The organism is Vibrio sp. R10-SF1-ISO8 (assembly GCF_059833805.1).
Map to the genome: position 1 here is coordinate 258,219 of NZ_JCBDHL010000019.1, position 14,293 is coordinate 272,511.

At 43.4% G+C, this 14,293-nt stretch carries 12 protein-coding genes; 3 read left to right on the top strand and 9 right to left on the bottom strand.

The window, feature by feature from the left end:
- The first annotated feature begins 210 nt into the window (after positions 1 to 210).
- Positions 211 to 1,515, top strand: a complete 1,305-nt coding sequence (locus AC6R00_RS16070) for an inosine/guanosine kinase (RefSeq protein WP_500641125.1) — start codon at positions 211 to 213, stop codon at positions 1,513 to 1,515.
- 33 nt (positions 1,516 to 1,548) lie between these two features.
- On the opposite strand, the gene AC6R00_RS16075 is transcribed toward AC6R00_RS16070, so the two are convergent.
- Complete coding sequence (locus tag AC6R00_RS16075) at positions 1,549 to 2,151, bottom strand: beta-phosphoglucomutase family hydrolase (RefSeq protein ID WP_500641126.1); 603 nt, start codon at positions 2,149 to 2,151, stop codon at positions 1,549 to 1,551.
- A gap of 145 nt (positions 2,152 to 2,296) precedes the next feature.
- Between AC6R00_RS16075 and AC6R00_RS16080 the strand changes: the two genes are divergently transcribed.
- Positions 2,297 to 4,057 (top strand): methyl-accepting chemotaxis protein, encoded by a 1,761-nt coding sequence (locus tag AC6R00_RS16080; RefSeq protein WP_500641127.1) that lies wholly within the window; start codon positions 2,297 to 2,299, stop codon positions 4,055 to 4,057.
- 27 nt (positions 4,058 to 4,084) lie between these two features.
- Here the strand turns inward: AC6R00_RS16080 and AC6R00_RS16085 are convergent, their stop codons facing one another.
- From AC6R00_RS16085 to AC6R00_RS16100, 4 genes are all read right to left on the bottom strand, one after another.
- Positions 4,085 to 4,315: a DUF7661 family protein gene (locus AC6R00_RS16085; protein WP_500641128.1), complete on the bottom strand. Its 231-nt coding sequence runs from the start codon at positions 4,313 to 4,315 to the stop codon at positions 4,085 to 4,087.
- Between the two features lie 71 nt (positions 4,316 to 4,386).
- On the bottom strand, positions 4,387 to 7,539 hold the full coding sequence (locus AC6R00_RS16090) for an efflux RND transporter permease subunit (RefSeq protein ID WP_239855082.1): 3,153 nt from the start codon (positions 7,537 to 7,539) through the stop codon (positions 4,387 to 4,389).
- Positions 7,540 to 7,549: 10 nt separating this feature from the next.
- A complete protein-coding gene (locus tag AC6R00_RS16095) occupies positions 7,550 to 8,668 on the bottom strand; it encodes an efflux RND transporter periplasmic adaptor subunit (RefSeq protein ID WP_500641129.1) in 1,119 nt (372 codons plus the stop codon).
- A gap of 100 nt (positions 8,669 to 8,768) precedes the next feature.
- Positions 8,769 to 9,329: a GNAT family N-acetyltransferase gene (locus AC6R00_RS16100; RefSeq protein ID WP_500641130.1), complete on the bottom strand. Its 561-nt coding sequence runs from the start codon at positions 9,327 to 9,329 to the stop codon at positions 8,769 to 8,771.
- 254 nt (positions 9,330 to 9,583) lie between these two features.
- On the opposite strand from AC6R00_RS16100, the gene AC6R00_RS16105 reads away from it, so the two are divergent.
- A complete protein-coding gene (locus tag AC6R00_RS16105; RefSeq protein WP_500641131.1) occupies positions 9,584 to 10,711 on the top strand; it encodes an acyl-CoA desaturase in 1,128 nt (375 codons plus the stop codon).
- A gap of 44 nt (positions 10,712 to 10,755) precedes the next feature.
- Here the strand turns inward: AC6R00_RS16105 and AC6R00_RS16110 are convergent, their stop codons facing one another.
- From AC6R00_RS16110 to AC6R00_RS16125, 4 genes are all read right to left on the bottom strand, one after another.
- Positions 10,756 to 11,529 carry a substrate-binding periplasmic protein gene (locus AC6R00_RS16110; protein ID WP_500641440.1) on the bottom strand — a complete coding sequence of 258 codons (774 nt, stop codon included), beginning with the start codon at positions 11,527 to 11,529 and terminating at the stop codon, positions 10,756 to 10,758.
- Between the two features lie 192 nt (positions 11,530 to 11,721).
- Positions 11,722 to 12,228, bottom strand: coding sequence for a GNAT family N-acetyltransferase (locus AC6R00_RS16115; protein WP_500641132.1), 507 nt, complete (start codon positions 12,226 to 12,228; stop codon positions 11,722 to 11,724).
- A 72-nt stretch (positions 12,229 to 12,300) separates the two neighbouring features.
- Positions 12,301 to 13,560, bottom strand: coding sequence for a DEAD/DEAH box helicase (locus AC6R00_RS16120; RefSeq protein WP_500641133.1), 1,260 nt, complete (start codon positions 13,558 to 13,560; stop codon positions 12,301 to 12,303).
- 35 nt (positions 13,561 to 13,595) lie between these two features.
- On the bottom strand, positions 13,596 to 14,171 hold the full coding sequence (locus tag AC6R00_RS16125) for an acyl carrier protein phosphodiesterase (protein WP_500641134.1): 576 nt from the start codon (positions 14,169 to 14,171) through the stop codon (positions 13,596 to 13,598).
- Positions 14,172 to 14,293: the final 122 nt, after the last annotated feature.

Below are 14,293 nucleotides of genomic sequence, written 5' to 3' on the forward strand. Positions count from 1 at the left end.
ACAAAGAGATATGTAATTGATTTTGTTGCTGATAATATAATCGACCCATTTCACCCTATCGTTACTCAACGACTACGACTTCAATAGTTATTACGATCGTGAAGTCTCAGCATCTTCACTAGTGGTCAACACCTTATGATGCAATAAATATGAAAGCATAAACAAAAAAGTGTGATATCATCCGGGAAAATTTCCAACATTACTTTTACCATGAAGTTTCCCGGACAGCGCAAATCTAAGCACTACTTTCCAACTCACGCCCGTGATCCACTCGTCAATCAGATGAAACAGACACCAAAACTCTACCGCCCAATCGTGGTGGGTGTTGGTCAGACAATCGTTGATATTGAAGCCAGGGTCGATGACGAATTTCTCGCGAAATATGACTTGAGTAAAGGACACTCACTGGTTTTAGAGGAAGCGAAAGCGGATGCTTTGTACGAAGAGTTAATGGAACGCGAGCTAATCACTCACCAATACCCTGGTGATACGATTGGCAATACGCTACACAACTACTCTGTACTTGCTGACAGTAAATCAGTATTACTCGGCGTAATGTCACGTAATATTGAAGTAGGCTCTTTCGCCTACCGCTATTTGTGTAGAACCTCGTCACGAATGAACCTCAATCATTTGCAAATGGTCGAAGGCTCAATCGGTCGTTGCTATACCTTAATTTCTGAAAATGGTGAACGTACCTTCGCGATTAATGAAGGTCACATGAACCAACTGCGTCCTGACAGCATTCCTGAAGATGTGTTTGATAAAGCCTCTGCTCTTGTGGTTTCTTCATATTTAATGCGCGGTAAGCCTGAAGATCCAATGCCTCAAGCTGTAGCTCGTGCTATCGAGATTGCTAAATCTAAGAATGTACCTGTTGTCCTTACATTAGGAACGAAATGGGTTATTGAAGGCAATGCGAAGTGGTGGCAAGACTATATCAAGGAGAACATCGCCATAGTTGCGATGAATGAAGAAGAAGGCGAAGCCCTGACCGGTGAAAAAGACCCTCTTCTCGCAGCTGACAAAGCATTGGAATGGGTTGATGTGGTTCTGTGTACCGCTGGCCCTGTTGGTCTTTACATGGCAGGTTACACTGAAGAATCTGTTAAGCGCGAAACAGAATTGCCGCTATTGCCGGGTAATATCCCTGAGTTCAATAAATACGAGTTCAGCCGCGCAATGCGTAAATCAGACTGTCAGAATCCAGTAAAAGTGTACTCTCATATTGGTCCGTATCTAGGTGGTCCGCTTGAGATCAAAAATACTAACGGTGCTGGTGATGCTGCTCTGTCGGCACTGCTGCATGATATGGCTGCGAATAGCCACCATCAGGTCAATGTACCAAATTCATCGAAGCATGATCAGCCTTACTTAACTTATTCTTCACTGTCGCAGATTTGTAAGTATGCAAACCGTGTGAGCTATGAAGTGTTAACTCAGCACTCACCTCGCTTAGCGCGGGCGCTTCCTGAAAGGGAAGACAGCTTAGAAGAAGCCTACTGGGACAGATAAAATGTCAGAGCCGCTAATTTAGCGGCTCTTTTGTTATTCAGAGAATGGATAAAACACAAGCTCACCACCTACCACCATCATACAATCCATTTTTGCTGCATGTGCAGCCTGAAGGCCCAGTTTCGTGTCCTCAAACACGAGGCAGTTTTCAGGTAATACGCTCACCTTTTCTGCCGCTTGCAAGAAAGTGTCCGGATTCGGTTTGTGATTGATAACATCTGTCGCTGTAACAACCGCATCTAACTTATCTATCAGTCTCGCTTTAGTCAGCAACCTCATCGCGCTCTCTCGTTGACTTCCTGTGCCTACGGCAAGTTTTTTCTTTCCAAAGAAGTGGTTAAGAACATTCACCGTACAAACAATCGGCTCTCCATGTTCATCAAGGGAAGCAAACGCAGCCATTTTATAGCGTGAGACTTCCATAGGTTCCAATGCCAAGTCATGCTTCTTATTGACTTCAGCTGCGATCTTATAACTTGGCATTCCGCCCAAACTATGTAGCCATTGCTCGCAAAACGGGAATGCAAAATGGTCCGCTGTTTGCTGCCACGCTTTTAAATGTGCCGGCATGGTATCAATTATGGTACCATCCATGTCAAATATGAGGGCTTGATATTTCTCTATGCTTTCAAACATTTACTTCTCTTATCAATAAAAACCAGAACCATAGTCGCAACATATAAACCTAAGATGTTAGCGCTAATTGATATATTTACGAATAGCAACTAACATCACATTAACTACCTGTAAATCAAATTGTTTAACAAAATAAGGTAATCTCATGAATATCAAGAATAAACTGTATTCATTGGGTGCTGTCGCCATTTTAGGGGTTGTTTCAGTACTATTAACCTCTACTCATTTTGCCCAATCTACCTCAGAACTCAATCACGCAAGTTTATTAGTTGCCAAACTCGAGATTCGACTTCTAAACCTTCGTCGTAATGAAAAAGATTTCCTACTCCGTAAAGATATGAAATATCTGGATAAGTTTAACAAAAACATGGATACTTTTTTGGCGATTGAGTCCGAGTTATCAACGCTATTAACCCAACACTCTTTACCTTCAAGCAGCCAACTTAAACAAGATATTCTCAAATATCAAACTGGGTTTAATGCTTTAGTTCAAGCGTTTGATCAACGTGGTTTAAAACCCGAGGAAAAGCTAATCGGACGTTTCAATTCCGAGCTTACCGGGATTAAGCCCTCTCTCTCTAGCGACGAACTTGTTGAACTATTCGAGTTCAATAAACAAGTGTTAAAAGGTAAGTTAGACACGTCTTTAATTCCTACAACCGCTTCATCTCTTAAAGCAGCAGCTCAAGCGTATATCGACCAAAGTACACGTATCGGTCTCAAATACAACGAAGGGCTACTCGGTGTTACTCGCAATCTATCCCACACTGTAGAAGAACAATTTAAATCGTTCTCGTCTTTGTTAAACGACGAGTCATCAGCAACAACAGAGCGACTCACAACGTTTAAAACTGGTTTTACAACGTTGGTCATTTTAGTTATTTTTGGATTTATTTTTCAAATCTCTCGTACCATCAACAACCAAGTTGCCTCGTTACTTACGGCAATCCAAGAGATCGCACGTACCAACAACGTTTCACTACGCGCGAACCTAGTTAAAGACGATGAGTTAGGTGTTATAGGAAATTACTTTAACCGTCTATTAGATGAGTTCGAAAAGCTTATATCGGGTACTCAAGCTAAGTCTGCTGAGTTATCACACAGTACCTCCAATATGCACAATGAACTACAAAATGTCATTGAGCAGTTCCACACCCAAGCAGACCATACCAGTACTATGGCCACTTCTGTTCAAGAGATGGTCTCTACTATCAGTGAGATTTCGGAAAGCACCGCTGTTGCAGTTGAAGGTGTTCAGCAAGCCTCTGTCAATGCGCAGAACGGCCGTAAAGTTGTTGAAACCACTGTTCAAAACATAGACCAGTTATCTTCTATCTTAGGAAGTAGCCAAGAATCCATCAGTGACCTAAATAATCACGTTGATAAAATTGGTGATGCTGTAAATATCATTCAAGAAATCGCAGAACAAACTAACTTGTTAGCTCTTAACGCCGCTATTGAGGCAGCGCGCGCCGGTGAGCAAGGCCGAGGGTTTGCGGTGGTTGCCGATGAAGTTCGTGCATTAGCTAGCCGAACTCATCAATCCACAGAAGAGATCACCAAGGTGGTTACGGCTATTCAGTCTCAAATGTCGCAAGTAGTCACCAATATCGATCAATGTAATGAACAAGGCTCTCAGACGCTAGACGCGTCACGTACGCTTGATAGTAGCCTGACACAAATCATTGATGATATGACCAACATTCAAGCGAACTCGGAACGTATTGCCTCGGCGATTGAAGAACAAGGCATCGTGATGAACCAAGTCAGTGAATCGATTACCGAGTTGAACACTATCTCAGAAGGCAATATGGGATCTGCTCAACAATGTTTGACTGAAGTTGATCGTGTCTCTGCTCAAGCCACTGATATGGATAAGGCTGTAGCCGAGTTCAAAACGTCTTAACAGAACCTATAATCTGCAAGCCCTAGTCTATTGGCTAGGGCTTTTTATTATCTGTACCGAAGGGAATCTTTCTGTGGCGTTTTCATGATACATATCCGCCAAGTACTGAGCGAGATGGCGACACTCAACATCATTTGGAATATAGATATCGTAAACCCTTCGCCGAATTGAAGTTTCCGACTCTTGATACAATAACCACTCACCTTCTCTGCGTTCCACAGACATACTCTTACCGAATACGTTGAAAAATACCCTCATCCATACTCTCCCATACAGATATAAAAAATCCCCTTGCCGAAGAGCTAAGGGGATTTTTACTTTACCAGACGTTACTCGTCATCTAAAGGAATCAGCTTGGTGTTACCACCATGTGCCTTTTCTCGTCTGCGCTGAACGAAGGCATAGAAGCCAGGAATTAAGAACGTACCTGCCAATAGCACACACAGTAGACCACCAATCAACGAGATTCCGAGTGAGTTTTGACTTACATGTCCCGCGCCTGATGCAAATATCAGAGGGAATATACCTAAGATAAATGACCACGACGTCATGTTTACCGCTCTGAAACGCAGCTTACCACCTTCTACAGCCGCATCATTGATTGGAACATCCTTCTCTTCTCGCTCTACTTTAGCAAACTCTACAATCAGAATTGCATTTTTCGCTGCTAACGCTATGAGTAGAACTAAACCGATTTGCGCATACAAGTTCAGCGGAGTTCCGGTTAAGTTCAACGCAAGGAATGAACCCAGTGTTGCGATTGGCACAACCAATATAATTGCTAATGGAATTGTCCAGCTTTCATACTGTGCCACCATGAATAAATAGATGAAGATGAGCGCTAGAGCAAATGCGAATATCGCTTGGTTTCCAGCAAGTACTTCTTGGTATGCCATACCAGTCCATTCATATTGGTAGCCCTGCGGTAGCACTTCAGCAGCAACGCGTTCCATCGCTGCAATGGCATCACCACTCGAATAGCCAGGTGCAGGCTGTCCCTGAATAACTGCACTGCGGTACATGTTGTATCGCCATGCTACATCGGGTTCAAAGACCTGGTCATAGCTAACTAGAGTGCTTAAAGGAATCATTTCTCCACTTGCCGAGCGAACATGGAATCGCTCCAGATCTTCCATACCGCGGCGGTGTTCGCCGTCGGCTTGCATAGTCACTTGGAAGTTCTTACCGAACATGTTGAAGTCATTTACATACAACGAACCTAAGTTACCCTGTAGCGTCTGAAAAACGCTAGAGAGTGGAACGCCAAGTTGTTGAGCCTTCTCTCGATCAATATCAACATAATAGTGAGGTACACTTGCGCGGAATGTGCTGAAAGTAAATGCGATTTCTGGCTGTTTATTTGCCTCTTCGATCATTTGCCCCATCACCATCTCTAGGTCTGTACGGCTTCTGCCTAGGCTATCTTCAAGCACGAACTCAAATCCGGAAGCAGCTCCCATACCTGGCACAGCTGGTGCCCCCATTGCAAAGACAATTGCCTGCGGTAACTCGTTCGCGGCCCGAGCATTAATTCGTTGTCCTATTGCATCAGCTGAGTGTTCCCCTTCTAACGCCTTTCGCGTGTCCCAGTCATGCAGTTTTATAAACAGTGACGCACCATTAGAAGCCGATGCTCCAGTCATAAACGCATAACCGTTTGCAACCGTTACTCCCTCTACACCTGGTTCTTGCTCAACAATCTCTATAAGTTGTTCTGTTACCTCTTCAGTTCGCGACAACGAAGCCGCATCCGGTAATTGAACATTAACCAGCAAGATACCTTTATCTTCTTGTGGAACAAATGCCGTAGAGGTCGTTTTTGCAAAGAAGCTCACTGCAGCAACTGCTACAACGAAGAAAGTTACTAAAAGAATACTCTTCTTAACTAGGAATCCCGCAATTTGACCATAACGAGCAGTTACTTTTTCTAGCCCAGCGTTAAACGCCGTGAACCAACGTGCTGTATTGCCGCCCCCTTGCTTTAGAACAAGTGAACACAAGGCAGGAGATAAAGTTAATGCGTTGATCGAAGAGATTACTACAGAGATACAGATCGTAAGCGCGAACTGTCTGTACATGATCCCTGTAATACCAGGTAACATCGCAACGGGTAGGAATACAGCGAGCAATACCAATGTCGAGGTAATGATTGGCCCTGTTACTTCCTTCATCGCAATCAACGTCGCCTTTCTAGGGCTAATTGAAGGATCTTTCGCCATAGTTGTATCGACGTTTTCGATGACCAATATGGCGTCATCAACAACAATACCAATGGCGAGAATAAGACCAAACAAGGTTACCGTGTTAATCGTAAAGCCCGTCGCCTGCATAATGGCAAAGGTACCAATCAAAGATACGGGAATCGCTACGACAGGAATCAGAGTCGCACGTGCACTGCCTAGGAATAAGTAAGTAACTGCAATAACTAACAAAATCGCTTCGATTAACGTCTTTACTACACCTTTAATCGATTCTGATACAAACAGTGTTGTGTCATAGCTGGTCTCGTAAATCATTCCGTCAGGGAAGTTGGTGCTAAGCTTTTCAAGCAACTCCATTACTGCCGCGCCACTTTCCAATGCGTTCGCATCTGATTGTAGAGAAAGTACTACGATTGAAGCATCTTGACCGCGGAACTTACCGGTGCCGTCGTAGAACTTTTTACCAAGTTCAACGCGAGCAACGTCTTTCAAATAGACCGTAGAACCGTCACTATTTGCACGCAGTACCACATTTTCAAATTCGTCTACCGTTTCTAATCGACCTTTGGTTACGAGGTTAAACTGAACCTCTTGCGCGCTGCTATATGGCGCTGCGCCGACACGGCCAGCAGCAACCTGAACATTTTGCTCGGCAAGTGCAGCGTAAACGTCACTTGTAGTCAGGTTTAGGTTAGCCATTTTTTCAGGATCTAACCAAACACGCATCGCGTACTCGCCACCACCAATAACGTTTACATTACTGATGCCTTTCACCCGCGCCAACTGATCCTTAACGTTGAGGTTAATGTAGTTAATTAGGAACTTGTCATCATACTTGCCATCTGGCGAGTAAAAATTCAAAACCATCAACATATCTGGCGACTGCTTCTGAACTGTCACGCCAACCATACGTACTTCTTGCGGCAGCTTAGACTCAATCTGTGACACTCGGTTTTGCACGTTTACCTGAGCCATATCAGGGTCTGTACCAACATCAAAGGTGACATTTAAGCTATACGAACCGTCATTCGCGCTTTTCGAGGACATATAAATCATGTTCTCAACGCCATTAACGGAAGTTTCTATAGGATCGGCTATGGCCTGTTCAACGACTTCTGCACTAGCACCTGTGTAGTAGGCAGAAACGTTAACCGATGGAGGGCTGATTTTTGGGTACTCAGCAACGGGCAAAATCATTAGCGAGATTGCACCTGCGAGCGTAAGTATTATTGAAATGACCAGCGCGAACTTAGGACGCTGGATAAAGAAGCGACTCAACATTTAGACCTCGTTATTCAGCTGCAGACTTTTCGTCAAAACGCACAGGAACGCCATTTCGGATACGTTGTAGTCCCTGGGTAATTACTTGTTCATCTGCGCTAATACCACTTTGAACAATAATTCCCTGCTCAAGCTGTCGACCCAATTCAACATTTCTTCGCTCAGCGACATTACCTTCTGCAACGACCATGACAAAGTTACCTTCTAGGTCCGTTTGTACTGCACGACGTGGCACAACTACCACATCAGTCGCTTCTTTCTCACGCAACTCAACACGTATATGTTGCCCTGGAAGTAAACGATAGTCTGGGTTGTTTACTACGGCACGCATAGCAAGTGTGCCAGTATTAAGGTCAATACGATTTCCAAGAAAATCAAGCTGACCTAGATATTCATAAGGTTGACCGTTTTCAAGTACAACTTGCACTTCGACTAGATCAACATCGCCATCCCCTTTAATTCTGTCCATTCCCAGATCAAGACGCTCGCGCTCACTAACACTGAAGGCTGTATGGATTGGATCTAAGCTAACTAGCGTGGTGAGAATACCTGACTGCGGAGAAACGAGATCACCAGTGCTCACTTTGCTTTGTGCAATTCGGCCTGAGAATGGGGCTTTGATCTGGGTATATGAAAGGTTGACTTCAGCCAAATGCAATTGTGCTTTACCCGCTTCTACTTGAGCCTTAGCACCAAGCAATGCAGCGTTTAGGTTGTCGAATTCAGACTGTGAAATACTGCCTTTAGGTAACAGGTTTTCACCACGCTTAAAATCAAGTTCAGCTTTTTTAAGATTCGCTTTTGCTTGAGCTAATTCAGCTTTTGCACTCGCTAACTGCGCTTCGAAAGAAGACGGCTCAATGGTGTAAAGAAGCTGTCCTTGTTCGACCATCTGACCTTCTTCGAAATGACGAGACTTCAAGTAGCCGGTGATTTGTGCTGTGATGTTGGTATCTTCAACCGCCTCGACACGACCGATATACGATTTGCTTTGTTGATGAGAGGTAGATGTCGCTTGTTCAGCAACAACCAATTGCGCTGGAACTTGGTTTTTTCCTTGTGTAGTTTCGCCGCATCCTACGAGAAATAGCGCACTACTGAGCGCTGTGAAGAGTATCGTTTTTTTCATGAATAGACCGTTAGGTAATTAAAAAATGGGCTTATCTAAAACTACCTAACGGCCATAAAGCAAATGTCCGAGAAATATCAGGGTTATAGGCTTATTTGTTTCAACATGTTACAACGTCTAACTTTATGTGAGATTCAACGCTGCGCGCCAAATCATTTCCTGATTCCCATGTATAGACTAACTCTGGAACTTTATTACCACACGGAGCATTCCATAATCGCTCTAGATGACAGTCACCGCCGAGGTGTTCATAGAAGTCCACAGCTTGTTTGTTGTCTTTCATAACTTCAAGGTAAACGCCGTTATCGGGGAAGTATTGTGCGATCCACTTCGCCATTTCCGAAAGTAGTTTAACCCCAACACCTCTCCCTCTATAAGAAGGGTCGACATGCAATGCGTCAATTATGGTGCCTTTCTCAAAGTCGTGATTACCAAACGCGCAGATAAAACCGCATAGTAACCCACCTTCTTCAATTAGAAGGACATGTTGGTTAAAGGGAGGATTAATAAGACGTGTTTGCCATATAGCCACTCTTTCATCGAGCACTTCGTTCTCTAGAAAGTCTTTGCCTAAAATTCCTTGGTAAAATTGCTTCCAGCTTTGTGCATGCAGAGTAGCAATGCGTTCAAAGTCGCTATATTCAGCTACTTTTAATTCCATTTATAGTTCCTTATTACTTCCTGTAAGGATTGCTTACCTCTTCATACTATAAAACATTTAACTAAAAGCCAAACGTTCTGAAACAGATCGCGTAACAAAATGCATCGTTATTTAGGATAATTAGCAGCTACAAATTTGGTTACATAATATATTCACCTAAGGCGTGAGTTAGACATCAAACTCTCTAATTTCGTTTGACTTACACATGTACGCTGATATTCTAGCGAACAACTGTTAGCTGAAAGGAAATCACCATGTCGGGCTCAAGCAAACCACCTCTGATTTGGTTAAACATATTTATCTTTTTATCCTCTTTTATTGTCGCTGTTGCTATCGTTCCTTGGTATGGCGTGACATCGGGTTATGGCCTCGAGCATCTCGTTTGGTTTTTAGTCGCGTTTTCTTTTAGTAATCTCTCTATTACCGCTGGTTACCATCGGCTGTGGTCACACAAAACCTACGAAGCTCATTGGTCTCTACGCTTCCTTTTCGCCTTAGGCGGCGCGTTCGCTTTACAAAACAGTGCGCTACATTGGACCTCTGACCATCGTATTCACCATAAACACGTCGATAATAACGATAAAGACCCGTACTCTGCGAAACGTGGTTTTTGGTTTTCTCATATAGGCTGGATGCTGCGTGAGTACAACGCGAACACGTATGATAATTACAGCAACTGCAGAGATTTACAGAAAGACAAAATTGTTATGTGGCAGCATAAGTACTATGTACCTTTAGCCATTGCGACTAACTTTGGTATTCCTATCGCTCTTGGATTATTGCACGGCGATATCTTAGGTATGCTACTAATTGTTGGCGCTTTGAGGTTGGTACTTAGCCATCACTCAACGTTTTTTATAAACTCTTTGGCCCACATTTGGGGCAGCCAGCCCTATACAGACAAGAATACCGCTCGTGATAATGCTGTGCTTGCTGTATTTACGTTTGGTGAGGGTTACCACAACTACCACCACATTTTTGAGAACGACTACCGAAATGGCATCTACTGGTGGCAATATGATCCAACCAAATGGTTAATCAAATCTTGCTCTTGGCTTGGGCTTACAAAAAAGCTTCGTGTTACGCCCAAACTTAAAATTGAAAAAGCGCGTGCCAAGCAAGCGCTAAGCACTGCCTCTCGCAATATTAGTAAGCTGCCAAACGCCGCACTGCTTAATGACGCACTAAATAAAGAGTTTGAAGCGCTAATGGGCAAAATGTCCGATTACTATGATGTAAAGAAGCAAGTGTTGGAAGCGAAAAGAAATGATCTTGCAAAAAAATACGAGAAGTCTCTGCTTAAACTTCGCTACCAGCAAATGAAACAAGAACTTGCGACGCAAAGGAAGAGTTGGGAAATCATGGTTGCTCAATACGCCTAAAATAAAAAACGGAAGCCGAGGCTTCCGTTTTTTTCCTAATCCGTTTACTTGATGAAGTCATTTACGATTCTATCTATTTCACCACTTTGTTTCATTTCAGATAGTATTTTGTGATATTCAGTTTTGAAACTTTCTTTGTAAGGAAAAGCAGCCCCGTTGGTAACAATACCTAAGAAGCCTTGCTCGGAACTTATAGTTGCACCTTCAACTACACTTTGACCATCATACTTACCTTCATTTTGCAGCTTTTTAAGTTCCCACTGAATGGACAGAGCATCATTCATGTAGCAGTCAATGCGACCAGCGATCAGCTTAAGTAGATTTTTAGGCGTACCCTTTGTTTCGGTTACCTTAATCTTCCCTGCTTTTACTGCTGACCAAAACTCATCCCCACCAGCCGAAAAACCCGCATTATTGCCAATAGTGAGGCCCATATAATCCCCAGGCCAATTTGGCTTAGGACTGCTTAAAACAGATTTTTGACATACGACAACCAGTTTCTCGTCTAAGATCGGAACATCGTATTCCATATAGGGTCTTTGCTCTGGGCGTTTATAGGGTGGGTAAAGTGCGAATATTTTGCTCCCTTCAATTTGGGATAAACCTCGCTTCCAAGGTGTCCCTTTCAAGGTAACGTTGTAATCAGGCATTTTGGCGAAAATGTTTTCTAGGATAACGGTATAAATTCCGGTTAACCTACCACTTTCAACATAGGAATAAGGCGGGTAAGTATCGTCACCGTAAACAGTAATATCTGTTTTAGCGACCACAACACTCGACAGCGACAGTGTAGTAAGCAATATCAAAAGTAATCTCATCATAGCCCCCATGAATCTATAGATAAACCTTTGTACTATCGCTAAGTAATAGTCTATGCGAAGGTTAAGTCAAGAAAGTGACTCCAACCACACCGCTCACTTTTGAGTAAATTAGTACTTTAGTTCATTGATAATAAAGAAAAATATATGTATGAGATTGTTTTAATCGTATTTTGTTTAACTCGACCAAACTTACTCAACCACAAGTTTAAACTCGATACAGTCGATAGGTGAACCATGCAATTCTGCATAGTCATGAACAACTTTGACGGGCTTAAAGCCATTATTTGTGAGCACCTTTTGTGATGCAGGGTTTTCTAATGCTGCATACGCAAAAACTTTTTTTAATCCTTTATCTTTGACCAATTTCGTCACTTCCGACACTGCCCACTTCGCTACTCCTTGATTAGTTGACGCTTTTCCAACGCGATACCCCAGATGTGCACTGCGACGCGCCGAGTCGAGATTGGTCAAATTGATTCTGCCGATGATTTGGTTATCAAGACTCTTAATCAGCAACGGGATCATTTCATTACATTGATAGTCGAGTAAGAACTCCCGGATATGTTGCTGTACACCTTGTATTGAATAGAAACCTTCTTCGCGTGGAGGAATGAACTCCTCGAACCAAGTTTTGTTTTCCAACTCAAACTCCAGTAAGGCTTCAGCGTCTTTTAATGTAATGAGTGACAATTTCACTAACTCGTCCCTAAATATTAATTCCATAATAAAAAGGCTCTGTTGTTACCAACCAGAGCCCTCTTTTTTGCGCTATTTTCTTTTACCTCGATTGGCGTGAATCTTAAGTTTCGCCTTCATTTTGCGCTTGTCTGAGTTACGACCTTTACGACGTGGCGTTTTTTCAGTTTCTACTTCTTCAATCAAACTTGGTTCAAAGCCTTGAAGCCATTCTTGAGGTAGTTTGCTGTCCAATAAGCGTTCTATTGCTTCAAGAAGGTACTCTTCATCGCGGCTCATTAGCGATACCGCGAATCCTTCTTTTCCGGCGCGACCAGTTCGACCGATACGATGAACGTAGTCCTCCGCTTTGTATGGCATATCGAAGTTAACAACCTGTTCAAGCTGCTGAATATCGAGACCACGAGCGGCCACATCGGTTGCAATTAGCGCTCGAATTTGGCCTGACTTGAAGTCATCCAGCGCTTTCTGGCGCGCTCCTTGGCTTTTATCTCCATTAATTGAAGCTGCTTTGATCCCATCAAGTTTAAGCTCCTTCGCGAGTGCATCACTCCCTTGCTTAGTTTTGGTGAACACCAACACTTGTTGCCAATTTCTTGAGCCAATCAGGTATGCCAATAGTTCCGCTTTGCGCTTTTTATCAACCGGATACACCATCTGCTTCACCGTTTCAGCAGTACTGTTTGAAGGTGTAACTTGAACTTCTACCGGCTCATTCAGTATTTTATAAGCGATAGTTTTGATACGTTTATCAAAGGTTGCAGAAAAGAACAGAGTTTGACGGTCTTCATTGCAGCGCTTAAGGATGCGTTTGATATCTGGCATAAAGCCCATATCCAACATTCGGTCTGCTTCATCCAGTACCAAGTATAGCGTTTTGAACAAGTTGATGTTTTTGCAGAACATATGATCGAGCAGACGCCCAGGTGTAGCAATCAGAATATCGCAACCCTCGCTTAGGTTACGAGTTTGTACGTTCATGCTCGTACCACCGTAGGCAGTGACGATTTTTATTGTCGTCTCTTGGGCATATTGAACTAAGTTATCGTACACCTGTTGAGCTAACTCACGGGTAGGGACAAGGACCAGAGCGAGAACATCGTTGCTTTGAGGATCGCGCTTCACATCGGACGCGAGTAGCTTGTGCAATATTGGCAGGCCAAAGGCCGCGGTTTTACCCGTTCCGGTCTGAGCACCAGCAAGGACATCTGCACCCTCAAGAACATGTGGAATAGCCTGAGCCTGTACTTCGGTTGGTTGGCTAAAACCGAGTTTGTCAGTGGTTTGGGTAAGTGTTGAGCAAAGCCCTAGTGCTTCAAATTGTGTCGACATGCGCGTAACCTTTAATTGCAAGGCGGACGATTCTATCAAAAACTTTTGCTCGCAGTTAGCACATCAGGGTAGAAGGTGGAGAATGTCTCAACCAAGTGGTCATAATTTCGCTCAATATGGGGAAAACAGTCACTCAACCGTGACATTCTCGGGGAACGAGCAGACATTCGTTGCAAAGCATATTCAATATTGTCTAGATGTTGATAAGACTCCAACCAGCGTCCTTGCCACATCGCAGTGGAGACACGTAAAAACCGTTCTGGCAGTTCATTGTGGCTGTCGAGAGACACTCGATGCTCTGCTTGTTGGCAAAACTCATTCAGTGTGCTTGAGTGGAACTGACTCCATTGATTCGCTAAGCAGTGGTCCCAAAACATATCCAAAGCGATACCTGAAAAGCGCCTTACTCCATTGGGAAACAAGCCTTTTACTTCGAGAACGTTCTCATGATGGTCTGTGAATGAATCGACATATCGGTGCAGGCGCACGCCTTGGGAAACATTGTTAGGGAACTGAGAGTCAGGATTACCTTTTACAAAGTCACCCAACAAGTTGCCGAGTAAGTTCGAGTCGCAATGATCTGCAATATGTAAATGGGCGAGATAGTTCAATCGAATAGCCTTGCAATAATGTCTACCTCTTCAATAAAAGCACAAAGCCAGCGCAAATGCACTGGCTCTTTCTGTCGGCTACATTAGTAGCAATATCATCGTTGAAGAATTGTTATTTGAAG